Consider the following 18423-nt stretch of genomic DNA (forward strand, 5'->3'; position numbering starts at 1 on the left):
GACAAATTTTGGAGGAGAATTTTAATGTCAGAAGGTAAACAGATTCAGCGTAGTGTTTTCTTTGTTTCGGATGGTACCGCGATTACCGCAGAAACGCTTGGTCATTCACTGTTAGCCCAGTTCCCTCATGTAGATTTTGACATTCATATTATTCCTTATATTACCTCTGAAGAAGCAGCTACAAATGTGGTTGCAGAGATCAATCTTAGAGCGCAGCAAGACGGTCAAAAGCCTTTGGTGTTTGACACCCTTGTTGACCCGTATGTACGTGACATTATTAATACGGCAGATGCAGTAAATCTTGATGTTTTTGAAGGGCTTATTAGTAAATTATCTGACGAGTTAGGCACAGCTCCTACAACTTTAGTCGGTCAAACCCATGCAGTAACAGATTCTGAGTCTTATAAAGCACGTATTGATGCGGTGCATTTTGCTTTAGATAACGATGATGGGGCACGTACTCGTCATTATGACAAAGCCGACTTAATTTTAATTGGCGTGTCACGTTCGGGTAAAACACCGACTTCCATCTATCTCTCTTTGCAATTTGGTATTCGTGTAGCGAACTATCCGTTGACAGAAGAAGACTTGGATGACAACCGTTTACCTGCAGTTTTACGTGAGCATAAACATAAGTTATTTGGCTTGATGATTGATGCAGAGCGCCTTGTAGCAATTCGTTCAGAGCGTAAGGCCAATAGCCGTTATGCAAGTTTTAGTCAGTGCCAAATGGAACTACGTGCGATTGAAGGTATTTATATTTCTGAAGGAATTAAATACTTAAACGTGTCTGAAATGTCGATTGAAGAAATTTCTACACGTGTTTTACAAATGACCGGACTGAAGCGTCGCATTGGTTAAGTGTAAATTGAGCCACTTTGGTGGCTCTTCTGATGATAATAAATTACTGTATAAATTATATAAAAATAGTATTAATTTCTGGTTTGTCATACTTTTAATGAATGATAAATATTTAAGATATTGATGAAAATTTTCCTCAATATTTAGACTTAAATTTTAAGCAATTTTTGCATTCATTTGTGTACCAGTTCGATGAATTTCTTTGCCTGGAAATTTATAAAATATGGCCAAATTGACAGCACAAATCTTTTATAAAAATCCGTGTTTTGCTGTATTTTTATCTATGAATTAAGCCTGAATAATCCACTTGATATGAGTTGTATAAATACAAGATTTAGCTAATATGGTTTAATATTTAATCAATTTTTCAAAAATACTGATTTAAATGCTAAAAAAATAGGCAGAAAATAGAATAAAAAATAATCAAACAGTTGCTTTTAGGTGTTAAATATCAAGAAATGTCATCATTTATTTAATTGATGTGGGTGAAAAGTGCTCTAATTGAGACAATTCAGGCTTTAAAAGCTGATATGAAGTGATATTAAAATTGGATTTTAAGCAGTTATTTTCCTATTGAATATAGATTAGAACATAAGTAAATGTTGGCTAAACATGAGCATCGGTATAAATTTGCAAACATATATTTTGGTACTAAAAGAGTTGTGTAAGACAAAATTAAGCGACTGAAAAATTATTGGTTTGAAATAAAGTTTTCATGAAGAATTGATCATAACTATTCAAAAATCGCACCTCTATAAACTCGCTGTAGCTGCTGGTGCAGGTCGGATGCATGATTTAAGTCTGAGCGTTTAAAAAGCATGTAGCACGATTAAAGCTATTTTCATTTATAGATTTTTAAGAATCCTTAGCCTTACCGAATAGAAGTATTCAATAACGTAGGGGATCTAGCAAAAGCCACCAGAGATGGCTATTGGTGTTGTGAGTTTTGATCAATCGGATAAATTATAGTAAATGTTATGTGAAAATCATTTCATTGTAATTACTTTTCTTTAGGCAGGTTAGATTCGCTGCGCACAATGACATCACACTCAAACGTATGCTCATCTAAAGCCGTAATTGAATTATTCTGAATATTCGCAATTGGCCAAGTATTTAAGATGCAGTTGGGCTGCTGTAATGCAGCATAATAATGATCCGATTTTAGGAAGGTTTTGTTCTGAATTGCGGTATTTGGACTGAGTAAATGTCTTAACCAATGGTTCGGCACTTGATCTTCTAAAAACCGAATCGCCAAAATACTCTTAATACGATTGCTAAATAAACGTCGATTTTTTGCAATCAGTGGATGTTGGATTAATTTATTCAGTAGACGTTCGGTGCGTGGTAAGACAAATTGCGGTTTGATTTGATAGACCATGATGTTATCTGCAACCTGACATAGATGATGTAGTTCAGAGACCACATGCTGATCTATCCCAATAATTGCAATTTTTTGATTCTTAAAATCATAATCTTTGATCTGTTCTGAACTGATGATCGTTCCACGAAAGTGTTCAAAATCCTCTAGATGATTATTAAAAATATGGTGGGTTGCATCCTGCTTGTTGGCCATATTTATTCCTTGTCTTTTGTTTTTTTAGTTGAGTCTTAGATAGGAATATATTCTGTGATGGGCCAGTCGGGGTAAAGCGTTTTTTCAGTCTGATGAGTCATGCAATTTGTCTAGAATTGATTTGCTTGGCCCTTGTCATTTATACATTTCTAGGAGTGAACTGATTTTTTTATGCGTTGTAGTTCATTAACCGCTCAAGCAGATCGATAAAACAATGAGCGATCTGCATGAACAGCTTTTGAGATCTATAAATTTTGTGAGTTTTAAAGTGGTTCATCATCTGATGAGTTATAGTCAAGCTGACTCGTGGTTGAATGTTTAAGTTCGGGTTGGTCGGTATGTGTACGTAAATAGTCCATATCACGAATATTTTTTTGTACAGCAACTGCACCAAACAGACTCATTAGGAAAGCCATCATGTAAAAACCTTTTTCACTTAATGCCAGTTCAGCATTCCATAGACCAATGGCAAGAAGTACGAGGCAAATAATGACGGATGCCCAGCACAGTCCAAAGTAGATTGCAGTGACATGCATTCCTTCTAAACGGTCACGAATGATTTTTTGTAGTGAAACCGATGAAAATAATCCATAAAGCAATAAAATGAGATAAAAGCCTTTTTCATTCAACATCATATTTGCATTGAATAAACCTATGCAAAACACCACAGCGCCTAAGATCAGTGCACACCAACTTGCTGCGATAAATGCGGGTGTGGGTTTATTAATATATTGGCTCATCTGCTTATTTTTCTCTTTGTTTTGCTTATGTTTAATATTTATACAGCAATAAAAATGAGTAAAGCAATTATTTCGTTGAGGCAATGATGGTTTTTAAGTGTAGCTTTAGTAAATGTTAGCCAAAGCATTGTTCTCGGTTGTATCCGTCTAAAAGAGCCACAAAAGACGTAATCGCAATTCTGGCTTTAGACGGATCAAACGCTTGGATTAAATCATTAAGCTTAGAGTCTTAAGCTAGATCATTTTTGATTTGCATTAAACGTTCGAAATTTGCAATGCGCTTATCGGTATCGTAAATGTCGCAGGTGAAAATAAATTCATCAACGTCATATTTGGTGAGTAGGTTTTCTAAACCTGCTCGAACGGTTGCATTTGAACCGACTTGTCCCATAGCGTAGAAATTATCAACAGACATCTTCTCTGCAGCAGACCATAAGCCTTGCATACTGTCGACTGGAGCTTTGAGTTTTAAACTTTGACCACGCATTAAACCTAAAACGCGTTGATAAGCACTCGTTGCCAGATATTCTGCTTCTTCATCTGTTTCAGCAACAACCGTTGGTACGCCCATAGAAACATAAGGTTGATCTAAATATTCGGATGCTTGGAAAGTCTCACGATAGAGCTGAATCGCTTGTCCAAGCATGCGTGGTGCGAAATGTGAAGCAAATGAATAGGGTAGACCTAAACGTGCAGCGAGTTGTGCACTGAACAGGCTTGAACCTAAAAGCCATACAGGAACATGTGTATTTTGTCCCGGTGTAGCAATGATGCGCTGCTGTGGCTCAGGTGCTTTAAAATATTGCAATATCTCAAGGACATCTTGTGGAAATTGGTCTTCGGTTTCCTGACGGCCACGGCGTAAAGCGCGCATGGTGGTTTGGTCAGTACCCGGTGCGCGACCTAAGCCGAGTTCAATACGGCCGGGATATAGCGTTTCAAGCGTGCCAAATTGTTCAGCGACAACCAAAGGTGCATGGTTGGGCAACATAATCCCGCCTGAACCGAGCTTGATGGATTGTGTATTTGCTAAGAGATAACTGAGTAAAACCGCAGTTGCAGAACTTGCGATGCCATCCATATTGTGGTGTTCGGCTAACCATAGACGCTCATAGCCAAGTTGTTCTGCTTTCTGTGCTAACTGGAGTGCATGTTTGAGTGAAAATTCGATGGTTTTATCATCTCGAACAGGTGCGAGTTCAAGTATTGAAAATTTTGTATCGGCTAGAGTACGCATGTTTTCTCTCAGAGATCTTTATATCGAAATAATACGATATAAAACGCCTAATGTATATCGAATAAATTCGATATATTGATTGGGCTGTGTAAAAAGACAACTTTAGATATATCTAAACTTTTTTTATATACAAAAAAAGCACCCGAAGGTGCTGATTTTTTTCCATTGAAATATATCGATTACCGTTTACCGTTTTTGTACCAACCTAAGTGACGACCATTGTCTCCACGGTAGCCTCGGTCGTTATAGCTATAATTATTGGTACGATAGCCACGGTTGTTATAACGACGGTCATAGCGATCATCATAACGACCATTATAGCGGTCATCATAGCGACGGTCTTCAGACACTTTTTTACCTAGTGCAGAACCACCAGCTGAACCAAGTGCAGCACCGATATAACCACCGTTTGTGCCGCCCATGTTTTTACCTACGGTATAACCACCTGCGCCACCAAGTGCACCACCGATGATGGCACCATTACGGTCACGTTTGTTTGCCGATGCTGCTGCACCTGCACCGCCACCAATTGCTGAACCAATCATTGCGCCAGTTTGGCCGCCAACTTGGTTACCGATTGCTGCACCAACAACACCACCTAAAGCAGATGTTAATGCAGTATTGGTGCTATTACCTGCATGTGTTGCAGTCATAGTAAGTGCTGAAGCGGCAATTGCTGCACTGAATAGAATTTTATTAATTTTCATTTTTAAACTCCTTACGAAGCATGATGTTTATCTGTTGATATCAATATATGAAAACACATAGCGAATATTTGGAGCGTGATGTGAAATAAAATACGTGTTCCGTTGCTGCAATGTAAATTTTGCACTTTATTTCTACATGATTGATGACTTGGTTGGAGGGAAGGCAAATCTAAATATTTATCAGGAGCAATAAATAAAGTTGTATTTATCATTTGAAAAAAGGCGATACATAAAAAAGCACCCGAAGGTGCTATTTTCACTATTCAATAAGGACTCACTAATTTTTGAATTAGTGACGACGACGGTAACGTTTTTTGTATTTACGTTCTTGGTGTTTGTCGTAAGCTTTGTCTTTAGAGATTTTATTACCTAGAGCAGCACCACCAGCAGCACCTAGTGCAGAGCCGATGTAACCACCGTTTGTACCGCCCATGCTTTTACCAACAGTATAACCTGTACCACCACCTAAAGCACCGCCGATAGCAGATTCTGTACGGTTGCGTTTATTACTTGCTACCGCAGCACCACCAGCACCACCAAGAGCGGCACCAATTGTAGCGCCGGTATTACCGCCCATGTTTTTACCAATTGCAGTACCTGCAACACTACCTAATGCACTAGCTGCAGCAACGCGTGTTGTACTATCTGCATTTGCAGACACAGTGAACATAGAAGCAGTTGCTAGAGTGGCTGTCATTAAAAGAGTATTCAGTTTCATAGTTCACTCCATGTCCTTCATAAACGCGAGGACTTTTTCATAATCATTTCGATGGCAGTAAATGTAACAAAACTATTCGCTGTAAATATGGAGAGCTTTCTCTTTATTTGGTGATTTGAGTGTCTAGTTTGTATAAGTTTTATTAATATTGTGAAAAAAATGGTCGAATGCAGAAAATCTGTACGACTTTGTGGAGAAAGGTAGGAGTGATGAAGTTCACACTTTGATATTTAGGGTCATTGATAGGCCAAAAAACAATATATATGTCATTTCAGACCCATTATCGGTACACTAGCGCCATTATTTTGAATTTTGGCATATCCGTGAAAGTTTAGCGGTAGAGCCTGTGTATTGAGATTTTTTGAAAATGAAAGAATCGTTACGTTTACGATTAGATCAGCTCTCTGACCGTCACGAAGAATTAAATGCATTACTCGCAGATGTAGAAGTCATTTCAGACAACAAACGTTTCCGTCAGTTGTCACGTGAGCATAGTGATTTATCTGAAATCACTGAAGTTTGGAAAAAATACCGTCAAGCAGAAGAAGATATTGAGACTGCTGAAGTAATGATGACGGATCCAGATTTTAAAGAAATGGCCGTTGAGGAAATCAAAGAAAATAAAGCTTTGATCGGTCAGCTTGAAGCAGACTTAAACATTCTGATGATTCCAAAAGATCCGAATGATGCGAACTCTGCTTATTTAGAAATTCGTGCCGGAACAGGTGGTGACGAAGCTGCAATTTTCTCTGGTGACTTGTATCGAATGTACAGTAAATATGCTGAATCACAAGGTTGGCGTATTGAAGTGCTGTCTGAAAATGACGGCGAACATGGCGGTTATAAAGAAGTGATTTGCCTCATCAATGGTGAAGGTGTATATGGTCGTTTGAAATTTGAAAGTGGTGCACATCGTGTACAGCGTGTTCCTGCAACAGAGTCACAAGGTCGTGTTCATACTTCGGCATGTACTGTTGCGATTTTGCCGGAAATTGATGTAGACACAAGTGTTGAAATTAATCCTTCAGAATTACGTATCGATACCTATCGTGCATCTGGTGCGGGTGGTCAGCACATTAACAAAACTGACTCCGCGGTGCGTATTACCCATATACCAACGGGTACAGTTGTAGAATGTCAGGATGAACGTTCACAACATAAAAACAAAGCCAAAGCGATGGCGCTGTTGGTTTCTCGTTTAGAAAATGCCAAACGCGCAGCGGCAGATGCCGCGACGTCTGAAATGCGTCGTGACTTGGTGGGTTCTGGTGACCGTTCTGAGCGTATTCGTACCTATAACTATCCACAAGGTCGTATGACTGATCATCGTATTAACCTAACACTGTATAAGTTGGATGCAGTGATGGAAGGTGATTTGACTGAATTGCTAGATAGTTTGCATCGTGAATATCAAGCCGATCAGTTGGCGTTATTAGCACAGCAGAATGGTGGCTAATGAATATTGCACAGGCTTTGGCCTATCGTGGTGAACCTGAGAGTTATGAACGTCAGGAAAATGCGTGGTTGTTAGAGCATATCATCAAGATTGATTCTTTTGATTTAATCATGAAAAAGGATCAAGAATTAACAGCTGAGCAAGAACAACTCTATGTTGAAAGTCTTGCACGTATTACCGCAGGTGAGCCTTTGGCTTACGTCACAGGTTCTCAGCCATTTTGGACGCTAGACTTAAAAGTGACTAAAGATACTTTGGTACCACGTCCTGATACGGAAGTACTTGTTGAAACTGTACTGCGTTTAGAACTTCCTGAAGATGCTCGTGTGGTCGATTTAGGAACAGGAACTGGTGCTGTAGCGTTATCATTAGCCAGTGAACGTCCAGATTGGTCAATTGTGGCTTCAGATATTTACGAACCTACATTGGAAGTCGCTGAGTTTAATGCCAAAAAGCATGATCTTGAACATGTGCAGTTTGTCTTAGGTTCTTGGTTGAAACCCTTTGGTCGTGCTTTCTTTGATGTAATTGTGTCAAATCCGCCGTATATCGATGCTGATGATGTACACATGAAGGATTTGGCGACAGAGCCTGAACGTGCTTTGGTTGCAGACAATCATGGGCTTGCAGATCTTGAGCAAATCATTCTTCAAGCCAAAAAACATTTAACCGTGAATGGGTGGGTGGTGCTTGAACATGGCTATGACCAAGGTGAAGCAGTCAGACATTTGTTCTTACGAGTTGGATATCGAAATGTTCGGACTGTAAAAGATTATGGTGGAAATGACCGTGTCAGCTTAGGTCAGTGGCAACATTGATTTGGTATTAGAGATAGTCAAAAATAAAGCGCATTGAATGCGCTTTATTTTTTTGTTTTTGATATTCGATCAATACTTACATTGGGTAGTCTTGTAAGCTATCGAAAACTTCAACTTGTTCTAAAGCTGCTGTTTCTACTGCAAGACAGTAAGCAATAATTTTTGCAGTTGCATTCACTAAATTTTCATCTTTTAGATTTGCACCTGCTTGAATTGCTTCAATGTCATCCGCTTGGATATCCAGTGCATGAGCAACTTCAACTGCATTTTCAGTGCTAAAAAATTGTGAGATCAAATTTTGCAAATCGATATCTGCGACAGTTTTAAGCTGTTCATGAAACAGTTCATCAATTGCGTCAATCTGAGTGAAAAGAGAATCTGAAAAGTTTTGAACAAGTTGTTGTTCAAGAACATCAATCATCTTAAGCATAGGATAGCCTTTCAAGGAGATGCAGGAGAATTGAAAAATAAATAAGCAAAGTGCTTTAAATTGAGTGAAAAATAACCTAATTAGACTAAAGTAGCAATCGTTCAAGGATGAATGGTCAGTCTATTTATTGAATATTTTTAAGTTATTGATTTTCTATTAATTAGATGAATATTCAATTTATAAATAGCGAATATCAAATTCTAGGCCTTGAATTCAGGCGCATTATTTTGTCGATACGCACCGGGACTGACGCCTGTCCATTTTTTAAATGCCCGATGAAAAGCACTCGGATCATGAAAATTTAGTTCTTCACTGATATCTTGCAAACTTTTATCGGTATGGGTTAAAAAATCGATGGCAGTATCACGTCGGATATCATTTTTGAGTTGTTGATAACTCACACCTTCACTTTTAAGACGGCGATGCATGGTGGCTTCCGACATATTCATTTTGACCGCCAACTCATAAAACTCTAACCATTCGGCAGGAGAAACGTCTAACAGTTGTTTACGAATTTGGCTACTGAGCGCATACGGGTTTTTAAAGCGCACCAAAAGGTTTTCAGGCGTTTGTTGTAGGAATTGATACCATGAACGTGTGTCTTGTTTGATTGGCAGGGTTAAATAACTGGCATCTAGTTGTATATAGTTTTGACTGGCTTGGTAATGAATATTTTCACAAAAGCGAACTTTATAGTCGTGATCATCAAGCGGCGCATCACATTTGAATTGGATTTGATTTAACAAAATTCGTTGTCCACTCAGCCAGCACAGTAGCGTATGGATGAGCATTAAATAAGTTGCATAGCTGAACATGCGTTTAGGCGCTTGTTGGTCATAGATCACGATATAAGCAAAGTGATCTTCAATGGTTAAATCACTATGCAATTCATCTAAAACCAGATTTAAAAACTGCAAAATTTGCTTGAGTGCATCTCCCAAAGTGCTGTTATGCATGACCATTTTTGAAAGCAGTTTGAAACTACCACGTCGCATGGCATGCCGATCCATGCCAAAAAATTCATCATCCATCACATCTGCAAGATGAGTCCATAAAGCCGCATATTGTGAAACGGAAACTCTGGTTTTACTCGATAGCAGTAACTCAGAGGGAATACCCGCCTTTTGTAAAATAGCAGAAATATCAAATTGCTTTTTTTGCGCATCGTATAATGCTTCATGCACCAAGTCGATTGAAATCGTCCCTTTGCTGTATTCGAGTCCATGCTTCGGCATATGTGCGGATAGGTCCTTGTTCAGAATTGTCCAAATACATCAGAAAAGATGCAACATTTGGAAATTGTACTGAATAAATTCTCTGTTTACTCTGCATCTTAAGTCGAATTTAAAACAAGACATCGTAAATAGGGAATTGATATGGACATTAAAGGAAAAGTTTTTGTTGTGACTGGTGGTGCATCAGGACTAGGCGCTGCGACAGCAACACATCTGATTGGCCTGGGTGCAAAAGTGATTATTGTGGATATGAATCATGAGCATGGCGAAGCGATGCAACGTCAACTGGGTGATCATGCCAAATTTGTTCAATTGGATGTTACCGATGAACAAGCGGTCGGTACTTTCTTTGTACAAGTTGAAGCGGAATTTGGTCAACTTAATGGCTTAGTGAACTGTGCAGGTATCGCACCCTCTGCAAAAGTTTTAGGTCGTGACGGATTACATGATTTGGCGATGTTCCAAAAAGTATTAAATATTAATGTTTCAGGCACATTCAATATGCTGCGCTATGCGGCACAACTGATTGCTAAATATGAATTAAAAGCAGGTGAAGAAGAGCGTGGCGTAATTGTGAATACGGCATCGGTAGCGGCTTTTGATGGTCAAATTGGTCAGTCGGCTTATGCAGCATCAAAAGGGGCAGTGGTTGCAATGACATTACCTCTTGCACGTGAGCTTGCACGTGAATCAATCCGTGTGATGACCATTGCTCCGGGCATTATGGAAACGCCGATGCTCAAAGGCTTAGCACAAAATGTACAAGATGCTTTGGGGCAAATGGTGCCTTTCCCTCCACGTTTAGCAAAACCACAAGAGTTTGCAAAATTAGTGACGCATATTTTTGAAAATGCTTATCTCAATGGCGAAGTGATACGTCTTGATGGCGCGATCCGTATGCAGCCTAAATAGTTATTTATTAAAACTGCTTATTCAGGCTTCTACGACGGAGTCTGATCGAGAATAACTTTGTTGACAGTAGCTCATCTTGTTACTTTTGTTTTAGGCAAAAGTAACCAAAATCATTGTCATTTGCAAAACTCGTCATCAAGTATTTATTGATTTACAGGTCGCAGAAACACTAGAGATTAATAGCGTCCTGCCTCAGACAGTTGTAAATGACGTCGTCGTGTATCCAACTTTGCTTTATACAGCCAAAGAATTTTTAATTCCGCAGTTATCCAAAATTTAAAGCTATTCCCGCTATAAAAGATTTAGAAAAGGAAGTCTCATGATTTTAAATGATGAACAAAAAATGGTTCAGGACATGATGCGAAGCTATTCGCAAGAAAAACTGAAACCAACGGCTGCAGAGCGTGACAAAACGGCAGCATTTCCTGCACAAGAGCTAAAGGAACTTGGTGAGCTGGGTGCTTTAGGCATGACGGTTTCTGACGAATGGGGTGGTGCAGGTTTAGACTATGTGTCTTTGGTTGTTGCCTTAGAAGAAATTGCTGCAGGTGATGGTGCGATTTCGACGATTGTCAGCGTACAAAACTCACTGCCATGTGGCATTACGCAGCGTTATGCTACAGAAGCACAAAAAGAAAAATACTTAAAAAAATTAGCCACTGGCGAATGGTTAGGTTGTTTTTGCTTAACAGAACCACAAGTGGGTTCAGATGCGAGTGCATTGGAATGTAAAGCGGAGCGTGATGGTGATGAGTGGGTGTTAAATGGCACCAAGCAATTTATTACCACAGGAAAACATGCCCAAGTTGCCTTAGTTTTTGCGGTAACGGACAAGTCTGCAGGTAAAAAAGGGATTTCGTGCTTTTTAGTGCCGACGGATGCACCAGGTTATATCGTATCGCGATTAGAAGAAAAAATGGGTCAGCATTGTTCCGATACAGCAACTATTGTTTTAGATCACTGTCGTATTCCTGCAGACAGTCTCTTAGGCCAAGAGGGTGAAGGTTATAAAATTGCCTTATCAAACCTAGAGTCAGGTCGAATTGGTATTGCAGCGCAGTCTGTGGGTATGGCACGAGCAGCATTAGATGCTGCCGTTGAATATGCCAATGAACGCAAGGCATTTGGGGTGGAGATTGTACAGCATCAGGCCGTGGCATTTCGCCTAGCAGATATGGCCACCCAAATTGAGGCAGCACGCCAATTGATCTTCCATGCAGCGACGTTAAAAGATGCCGGTTTTCCATGTTTAAAAGAAGCCTCAATGGCGAAACTTTTTGCATCGACGATGGCTGAACGTGTGTGTTCAGATGCCATTCAAATCCATGGGGGCTACGGTTATGTATCTGATTTTCCAGTAGAACGAATATATCGTGATGTGCGTGTCAGTCAAATTTATGAAGGTGCATCGGACATTCAGCGGCTGGTGATAGCACGTGAAGTAACCAAAAGATAGCTGATTAAAAAATAGACTTTAGTCGATGTTCAAACCCTGCAATGGCGTTGATGGTTATGGAAATTGCAGGGGATATCCAAACATGGTTATCTAGGTATAGACAGTCTAAAAATAGGTAATTTACGAATAGATAGTTTAACAAAGTATAAGTTACAAAACTAAAAACCGACATTGCAATCGGTGTATGGAAAAGCAGTAAAAGCGAACGTGGCAAAGGAATCGTCACGGATACGCAGCGGTATAACAACAAGATCAATAAACCTCAAAGTATTGCACTTTGAATCATAGAGAACAGGATAGGAATTGTCGTCATGAAGACACTAGAACAAGCATATCGTGATTTTAATTTTGAAAAGATTGTTACAGAACAATTGGTCGGTACGCCAAGTTCAATCAATGCTTATGATGAATGTTGTGGGCGCTATGTTGGGCAAAATAGAACTGCGCTGATCTGGGAAAGTAAAAATAGTGAATCTGAGCAATGGACTTTTGAGCAATTAGATTTAGCTTCTGCACAATTGGCGAATTATTATCAGCGCATTGGACTGAAAGCAGGTGATTGCATTGCAGGTCTATTACCACGCACAGCAGAGTTGTTGATTACTATTTTGGCAACATGGCGTATAGGGGCAATTTATCAGCCGTTGTTTACGGCATTTGAGTCTAAAGCGATTGAACATCGGGTGCAAACTGCGGGAACAAAGCTGATTGTAACCAACACTGAGCAACGCTCAAAACTCAATCATATTGATTTACCACATATTTTAACCGTGCATGCCGATCAAGCAATTCAGACAGATCCTGACTTTTGGTCAGAGTTGCAATTGCATGACGCCACATTTAACTCAGTTCCCCGTTCATTTGACGATGAATTTTTAATGATGTTTACATCGGGAACGACCGGTTTGGCCAAGTCTGTACCTGTGCCACACAAAGCGTTATTGGCATTTAAAGGGTATATGACACATGCGGTTGATTTGCGTGATGAAGATTCATTTTGGAATTTGGCAGATCCGGGTTGGGCTTATGGTTTGTACTATGGAATTGCAGGGCCATTAAGTTTAGGACACAGCATTATTATGGATGAACGTGCTTTTAGTGTTGATCATGCACTTCAAGTCATCAAAAAATATAAAGTCAGTAATTTGACCGGTTCACCAACGGCATTTCGTATGTTCTTTGGTTTTAAAGAAAAATTTGATGAATCCCTAAAATCACATTTACGGGTTGTGAGTAGTGCAGGAGAGCCACTAACGCCCGAAGTGATTCAATGGTTTAATCACGATTTAAACGTCAATATTTATGACCAATATGGGCAAACAGAACTCGGTATGGTGATTGCAAATCATCACGCTTTAGAACACTACAAAAAAGTGGGTTCAGCCGGTTTTGCTATACCGGGTCATCGTTTCGCGGTGCTTAATAAAGACTATCAAGAAATTGAACGCGGTGGCATTGGAACATTGGCATTAGATTGGTCGCAATCTCCACTCATGTGGTTCACAGGCTATGGTGGCAATAACCGTAAAGCCTTTGTCGGGAACTACTATTTAACCGGTGATACCGTTCGTTTAAACGAAGAAGGCGGCATTGATTTTGTAGGTCGTGCAGACGATGTCATTACAACGTCAGGCTATCGTGTTGGGCCTTTCGATGTGGAAAGCACATTATTAGAATGTGAAGAGGTTTTAGAGTCGGCAGTTGTTGGTAAGCCTGATCCTGAGCGTACAGAATTGGTCAAAGCTTTTGTGGTATTGAAACCACAATATCAAGCAAGTTCAGAACTCATGGACAAGCTACAAGCTTATGTACGATCTCGTTTATCCAAGCATGCTTATCCAAAAGAAATTGAATTTGTAGATGGGTTGCCTAAAACATCGAGTGGAAAAATCCAACGTAATCTGTTGAAGCAACAAGAAGTGGCCAAAGCTCAATTAATTCAAAAGGTCAGTTGAGTCAATTTATATACGCAAGAAAGGCTGCATGATGCAGCCTTTTTTAAATTGATGTTTGAGCTGGTGAAACCATTCATTCGAGATCATATATGTATTTGACTAACTATGGGACAATCCAAATTAACCTAAAATTAAAGCATTCATTCAAATCAATAAAATCATTTATTTTAAGTTCAGGGTATTATGTTCAGTATCAAGTTCTTGAGTTTTACCCGTTAAATTGCCCTTCAAAACTTTGAATAAATGGGTGACTTTATTGTCTTTGACATTCCAAAATTCTGCACTAATAGCATTAGCTATCAAAACGCGAACAGTAGGATCAGTCTTGCCATCGAACCAGTTTTCAGCCCAAGGATTCCATAATTTATCGATTAGGGCCGCATCTGTACTGATTTCTCCATGAGCACTAATTGATACATAAATATCGTCTGAAGATTTAGCGAATGCTAATCCAAGATGATTACGACCTGCATTGACTGCCTCTACAAGGTCATTATTTTCTTTCATAAGAAAATAGATATTTTCATGCTCATTCATCTTATCAGAATTAAGCATGGTCATGGGTTGAGAATGAATTTCTTGCTTGTCAGTAACATGGCTAATCATGGTGAAACGCACGTCTTTAATGAGTTCCCATAATTTTTGTCGCTGATCTTGTTCAACGTATTCTTGTGACATTTTATTCTCCACTTTTAAGTAATCACTTTGGGGTAAAGGGGTAAATATGACTGAGCACAAAGTATTTGAATAATGTGTGTTAGTTCATAAGTTTATCTAACATATTGTGTCAGCAATTTAATTCTCACTGAATTCATACATATACCTACGGATTAAATCTCTTTGCATACATAAACGCTTAAATGTCTTGGATTAAGTTTTATTTTCTGAGGCTAAGGTAGAAAAGAATCATTAAAATTAACCTAATATAAGCAGCTCTAGTGCAACTAAATACGGTTAAAAATATAACTATATTTTTAATTTATTATTTTTAAAACATGTATACGCTATACCTCTATGATGTTTCTACATACTAAGGTGTTTGAGATACTGTATTTTAAATAATGTAATTGAAGATACGCTAACTGAGAAAAATGCCATGTCTACAGAGCATTTATTTTAACTTTATGCTGTATATTGTCTTGCTCAAATAGCAGGGTGTTTTTACACTGTTTCGGGTTTGTACTCGAACAACATTTGATGGATATCGGTGTTTTAATCTTTTGCGTGCGATATAAACTCGCCCATTTTTTATGCTTGACGAATTTTAATAAGGAAATACTTTGTCTACGTTTAAATCGAATGAATCAACATCTGAATTTGAATTAAGTGATGATGAAATGCATTTATACAGCCGTCAAATATTGCTTGATGGATGGGACATCGATGCACAAGAGAAGCTAAAACTTGCCAATGTACTCATCGTAGGGTGTGGTGGAATTGGGTGTACCTCAGCCGAATTATTGGCACGTGCAGGCGTCGGACAAATTACTTTAATCGATGCAGATCGAATTGAAATCAGTAATTTGCAACGACAAATCGCGTATACCAAAGACGATGTGGGTTTTTATAAATCAGAAATTTTGGCTAAACGCTTAAAAGCGATTAACCCGCATATCCGAGTGCAAAGCTATACCACAAAATTAGATGAAAGCAACGCAAAGACATTGATTTCACAGCAAGATTTGGTTCTCGATGGTTGTGATAATTTCAGCACGCGTTATTTGGTCAATGTGAGCTGCGTAGAAAATAATGTGGCGCTGATTAGTGCTTCAGCGATTGGTTTCCAAGGGCAACTGTTTATGGTCGAAGGAAACGCGGCATGTTATGAATGTCTATTTCCAAAAGAACAACAAGCCAATGAAAGTTTGCGCTGTGCAGACTCGGGTGTGCTTGCAACCACACCAAATGTTATGGCAAGTTTGCAAGCACATCATGCTTTGCTTTATTTGGGTTTAGGAAAGACAGTATTGAAACAAAAACTTTTGTTGTGGGATGGTCTGTCAATGAAACAAAAAATTCTCGCTTTTGAAAAAGATCCCGATTGTCCAATCTGTCAGGCAAGATAAAGCAGCAAGCCCTTATTTTTTTGCTACACTCACGTTAATTATTTTTTTCTAAGACATTATGAAAAACAATATCTGGTTAGATGGAATTCGCTCGGTTGCCCGAATGGGTGAGACCGCAGTGGTCGCGGCTAAAGCCGGTTTTAAATACGCGACAGAAAAACCAAGTAACGCAAAACTCATGCGTGAAACTTTTGAATCACTGGGTTCAACCTATATTAAATTAGGTCAATTTATTGCAAGTACACCTTCTTTATTTCCACGTGAATATGTCGAAGAGTTCCAAGGCTGTTTAGATCAGACACCTTCATTGCCGTTTAGTTATGTGCAGCAGGTATTGGCTTCAGAATTTGCTGGTCGTAATTTAGATGAAATATTTGCTTCAATTGATGAAAAGCCTTTAGCTTCTGCATCGATAGCACAGGTACACGCTGCTAAATTGGTCAGTGGTGAAAATGTCGTTATTAAAGTGCAAAAACCGGGTGTCGAGACGATTCTCTATACAGATTTAAACGTTTTACATTGGGCAACCAAACTGGTTGAAAAAGCTGTACCTAAAGTCAAATTTGCTTCACTTGCAGATATTGTTGAAGAAATTAAAGTTCGCATGGTACGTGAGGTGGACTTTATTGAAGAAGCTCAAAATCTTGACGACTTTGTGAATTATCTGAACGTAACTCAAAACAAAGCCGCAACAGCACCAAAGGTTTATCACCAATATTCAACACGTCGTGTCTTAACCATGGAACGTTTATACGGCGTACCATTGACTGATTTTGATGTTGTCAAGAAAGTCGCTAAAGATCCATCGCAAGTTTTGGTGACAGCGATGAATACATGGTTTGGCAGCTTGATGTTATGTAATAGTTTCCATGCAGACTTACATGCAGGCAACCTGATGCTGCTTGAAGATGGTCGAGTTGGCTTCATCGATTTTGGTATCGTGGGCCAGTTGAAACCTGAAGTGTGGACAGCATGTATTGCGTTTATGGATGCCCTACAAAAAACTGACTACAACTTGATGGCTGAAAATATGCTGAAAATGGGCATGACGGCTGTCAAAATTGACACACAAGTCTTAGCTGCCGACTTAGAGCGCTTATTTAGCGGTGTGCTTTTGGCCGATCCGCAAGATTTATTAACCTCGAATCCTGCCGATTTGAATGACATCATGATGGATATGGTACAAGTCGGAGAGCGTCATGGTATTCGCTTCCCACGTGACTTCGCTTTATTATTCAAACAAATGTTGTACTTCGATCGCTTTATGCGCATCCTTGCGCCATATACTGATATTTATGCAGACCAGCGTATTCAAATGGTGCAGACTATGGACCCTAATTTATTGTTGAAGCAATAATTTAGCTGCAAGATATAAATAAAATCCTCTTGCTTAAACAGGAGGATTTTATCGATGTTTAAGATTTTATTTTGAGTGTAAGAATGGACGCAATTATCATTGAAGGTTTGAAAGTTGAAACTGTAGTCGGCTGTTTCAATTGGGAGCGTCAGATTATTCAGCCTTTGATGCTCGACCTCAATATTCAAACCAGTTTAGCGCAGGCGGCTCAGTCAGATGAGCTTGAAGATACCTTGAATTATGCTGAAATTTGCGAAATATCAGCCAAAGTCATTCAAACTGCTCAACCTAAATTGATCGAACATGCAGCAAAACTGGTGATTGATGCACTTTTTGCTACCTATGACAGCATTGAATCTATTATGATTAGCATCCGGAAGCCTGCCATTATCGCGCAAGCCAATTCTGTAGGAATTCGTCTTGAACGCCACCGAAACGATTTTCGCCCTAGCTCTGGCGAGTAATTTCAATCCTAAACCGCATTTTCAACAGGCTTTACGTCAAATTCAGGCTTTGGGTCATGTTGAATTTTCCAAAATTTATGTGATTCCTTGTCGTGATGGCATTGGGGCGGATTATTGGAATGCAGCTTGTTTGGTGAAAAGCAGTTTATCTGTAGATGAAATCAGCACCTTACTGAAAAAAATGGAAGCAGACTCAGGTCGTGTTCGTCCGTCTCATAATATCGCTTTGGATCTGGATCTGATCGCGTGGGGCGAAAGCTTAGCCCATATGCAATTTAATCCGAAAAAACTGCCTTTAGCACTCGATGTTAAAATTCCAATGTTCGATATATGGAAAAATAAGATGTTTGAACATCCAGCACATCAATTTCCTATGGTGAGTTGTCAAAAAGTTTTAGTGGATTGAGTGAATGAAACGGAATGTTTTTAACGCACATG

Annotated in this window: 18 protein-coding genes; 10 read left to right on the forward strand and 8 right to left on the reverse strand. The window is 39.2% G+C overall.

Annotation, left to right across the window (positions count from 1 at the left end; all coding sequences use genetic code 11):
• The first annotated feature begins 24 nt into the window (after positions 1 to 24).
• Positions 25 to 861, forward strand: coding sequence for a posphoenolpyruvate synthetase regulatory kinase/phosphorylase PpsR (gene ppsR / locus AC4CU0_RS06310; RefSeq protein WP_168377735.1), 837 nt, complete (start codon positions 25 to 27; stop codon positions 859 to 861).
• A 1000-nt stretch (positions 862 to 1861) separates the two neighbouring features.
• On the opposite strand, the gene AC4CU0_RS06315 is transcribed toward ppsR, so the two are convergent.
• The 5 genes from AC4CU0_RS06315 to AC4CU0_RS06335 form a co-directional block, all read right to left on the reverse strand.
• The gene (locus AC4CU0_RS06315) at positions 1862 to 2434 is read right to left on the reverse strand and encodes an NAD(P)/FAD-dependent oxidoreductase (RefSeq protein ID WP_490742720.1); all 573 of its coding nucleotides are present in this window, start codon (positions 2432 to 2434) and stop codon (positions 1862 to 1864) included.
• Between the two features lie 263 nt (positions 2435 to 2697).
• Positions 2698 to 3174 carry an inner membrane protein YiaA gene (yiaA, locus tag AC4CU0_RS06320; protein ID WP_180007913.1) on the reverse strand — a complete coding sequence of 159 codons (477 nt, stop codon included), beginning with the start codon at positions 3172 to 3174 and terminating at the stop codon, positions 2698 to 2700.
• A gap of 229 nt (positions 3175 to 3403) precedes the next feature.
• Positions 3404 to 4411: an LLM class flavin-dependent oxidoreductase gene (locus tag AC4CU0_RS06325; RefSeq protein WP_490742721.1), complete on the reverse strand. Its 1008-nt coding sequence runs from the start codon at positions 4409 to 4411 to the stop codon at positions 3404 to 3406.
• A 179-nt stretch (positions 4412 to 4590) separates the two neighbouring features.
• Entirely contained in the window at positions 4591 to 5118 is a 528-nt protein-coding gene (locus AC4CU0_RS06330; protein ID WP_168377731.1) for a YMGG-like glycine zipper-containing protein, read from the reverse strand.
• A gap of 289 nt (positions 5119 to 5407) precedes the next feature.
• Positions 5408 to 5836 carry a glycine zipper domain-containing protein gene (locus AC4CU0_RS06335; RefSeq protein ID WP_078193959.1) on the reverse strand — a complete coding sequence of 143 codons (429 nt, stop codon included), beginning with the start codon at positions 5834 to 5836 and terminating at the stop codon, positions 5408 to 5410.
• Between the two features lie 367 nt (positions 5837 to 6203).
• Here AC4CU0_RS06335 and prfA point away from each other — a divergent pair, with 367 nt between their 5' ends.
• Complete coding sequence (gene prfA, locus AC4CU0_RS06340; protein ID WP_078188570.1) at positions 6204 to 7292, forward strand: peptide chain release factor 1; 1089 nt, start codon at positions 6204 to 6206, stop codon at positions 7290 to 7292.
• Entirely contained in the window at positions 7292 to 8110 is an 819-nt protein-coding gene (gene prmC, locus AC4CU0_RS06345; RefSeq protein WP_490742722.1) for a peptide chain release factor N(5)-glutamine methyltransferase, read from the forward strand. Before prfA ends, prmC begins: the two co-directional genes overlap by 1 nt.
• A gap of 76 nt (positions 8111 to 8186) precedes the next feature.
• Here prmC and AC4CU0_RS06350 read toward each other — a convergent pair whose 3' ends face one another.
• Together AC4CU0_RS06350 and AC4CU0_RS06355 are read right to left on the reverse strand one after the other, a co-directional pair.
• Complete coding sequence (locus tag AC4CU0_RS06350) at positions 8187 to 8540, reverse strand: hypothetical protein (protein WP_078188566.1); 354 nt, start codon at positions 8538 to 8540, stop codon at positions 8187 to 8189.
• Between the two features lie 200 nt (positions 8541 to 8740).
• A complete protein-coding gene (locus AC4CU0_RS06355; RefSeq protein WP_180040374.1) occupies positions 8741 to 9775 on the reverse strand; it encodes an AraC family transcriptional regulator in 1035 nt (344 codons plus the stop codon).
• A gap of 141 nt (positions 9776 to 9916) precedes the next feature.
• Between AC4CU0_RS06355 and AC4CU0_RS06360 the strand changes: the two genes are divergently transcribed.
• The 3 genes from AC4CU0_RS06360 (at position 9917) to AC4CU0_RS06370 (ending at position 14098) form a co-directional block, all read left to right on the forward strand.
• Positions 9917 to 10687, forward strand: a complete 771-nt coding sequence (locus AC4CU0_RS06360; RefSeq protein ID WP_180116734.1) for an SDR family NAD(P)-dependent oxidoreductase — start codon at positions 9917 to 9919, stop codon at positions 10685 to 10687.
• 319 nt (positions 10688 to 11006) lie between these two features.
• The gene (locus AC4CU0_RS06365) at positions 11007 to 12143 is read left to right on the forward strand and encodes an acyl-CoA dehydrogenase family protein (protein ID WP_490742723.1); all 1137 of its coding nucleotides are present in this window, start codon (positions 11007 to 11009) and stop codon (positions 12141 to 12143) included.
• Between the two features lie 311 nt (positions 12144 to 12454).
• Positions 12455 to 14098 carry an AMP-binding protein gene (locus AC4CU0_RS06370; protein WP_180063550.1) on the forward strand — a complete coding sequence of 548 codons (1644 nt, stop codon included), beginning with the start codon at positions 12455 to 12457 and terminating at the stop codon, positions 14096 to 14098.
• A 162-nt stretch (positions 14099 to 14260) separates the two neighbouring features.
• Here AC4CU0_RS06370 and AC4CU0_RS06375 read toward each other — a convergent pair whose 3' ends face one another.
• Positions 14261 to 14776, reverse strand: a complete 516-nt coding sequence (locus AC4CU0_RS06375) for a pyridoxamine 5'-phosphate oxidase family protein (RefSeq protein ID WP_180026408.1) — start codon at positions 14774 to 14776, stop codon at positions 14261 to 14263.
• A gap of 659 nt (positions 14777 to 15435) precedes the next feature.
• Between AC4CU0_RS06375 and AC4CU0_RS06380 the strand changes: the two genes are divergently transcribed.
• From AC4CU0_RS06380 to AC4CU0_RS06395, 4 genes are all read left to right on the forward strand, one after another.
• Positions 15436 to 16164, forward strand: coding sequence for a HesA/MoeB/ThiF family protein (locus tag AC4CU0_RS06380; RefSeq protein WP_490743469.1), 729 nt, complete (start codon positions 15436 to 15438; stop codon positions 16162 to 16164).
• A 58-nt stretch (positions 16165 to 16222) separates the two neighbouring features.
• Complete coding sequence (locus tag AC4CU0_RS06385) at positions 16223 to 17521, forward strand: ABC1 kinase family protein (protein WP_490742724.1); 1299 nt, start codon at positions 16223 to 16225, stop codon at positions 17519 to 17521.
• Positions 17522 to 17604: 83 nt separating this feature from the next.
• Entirely contained in the window at positions 17605 to 17985 is a 381-nt protein-coding gene (folB, locus tag AC4CU0_RS06390; RefSeq protein WP_180004951.1) for a dihydroneopterin aldolase, read from the forward strand.
• The gene (locus AC4CU0_RS06395; protein WP_180122341.1) at positions 17942 to 18391 is read left to right on the forward strand and encodes a 2-amino-4-hydroxy-6-hydroxymethyldihydropteridine diphosphokinase; all 450 of its coding nucleotides are present in this window, start codon (positions 17942 to 17944) and stop codon (positions 18389 to 18391) included. The genes folB and AC4CU0_RS06395 overlap by 44 nt, the downstream gene beginning before the upstream one ends.
• Positions 18392 to 18423: the final 32 nt, after the last annotated feature.

Source organism: Acinetobacter sp. LipI_15 (assembly GCF_058242865.1).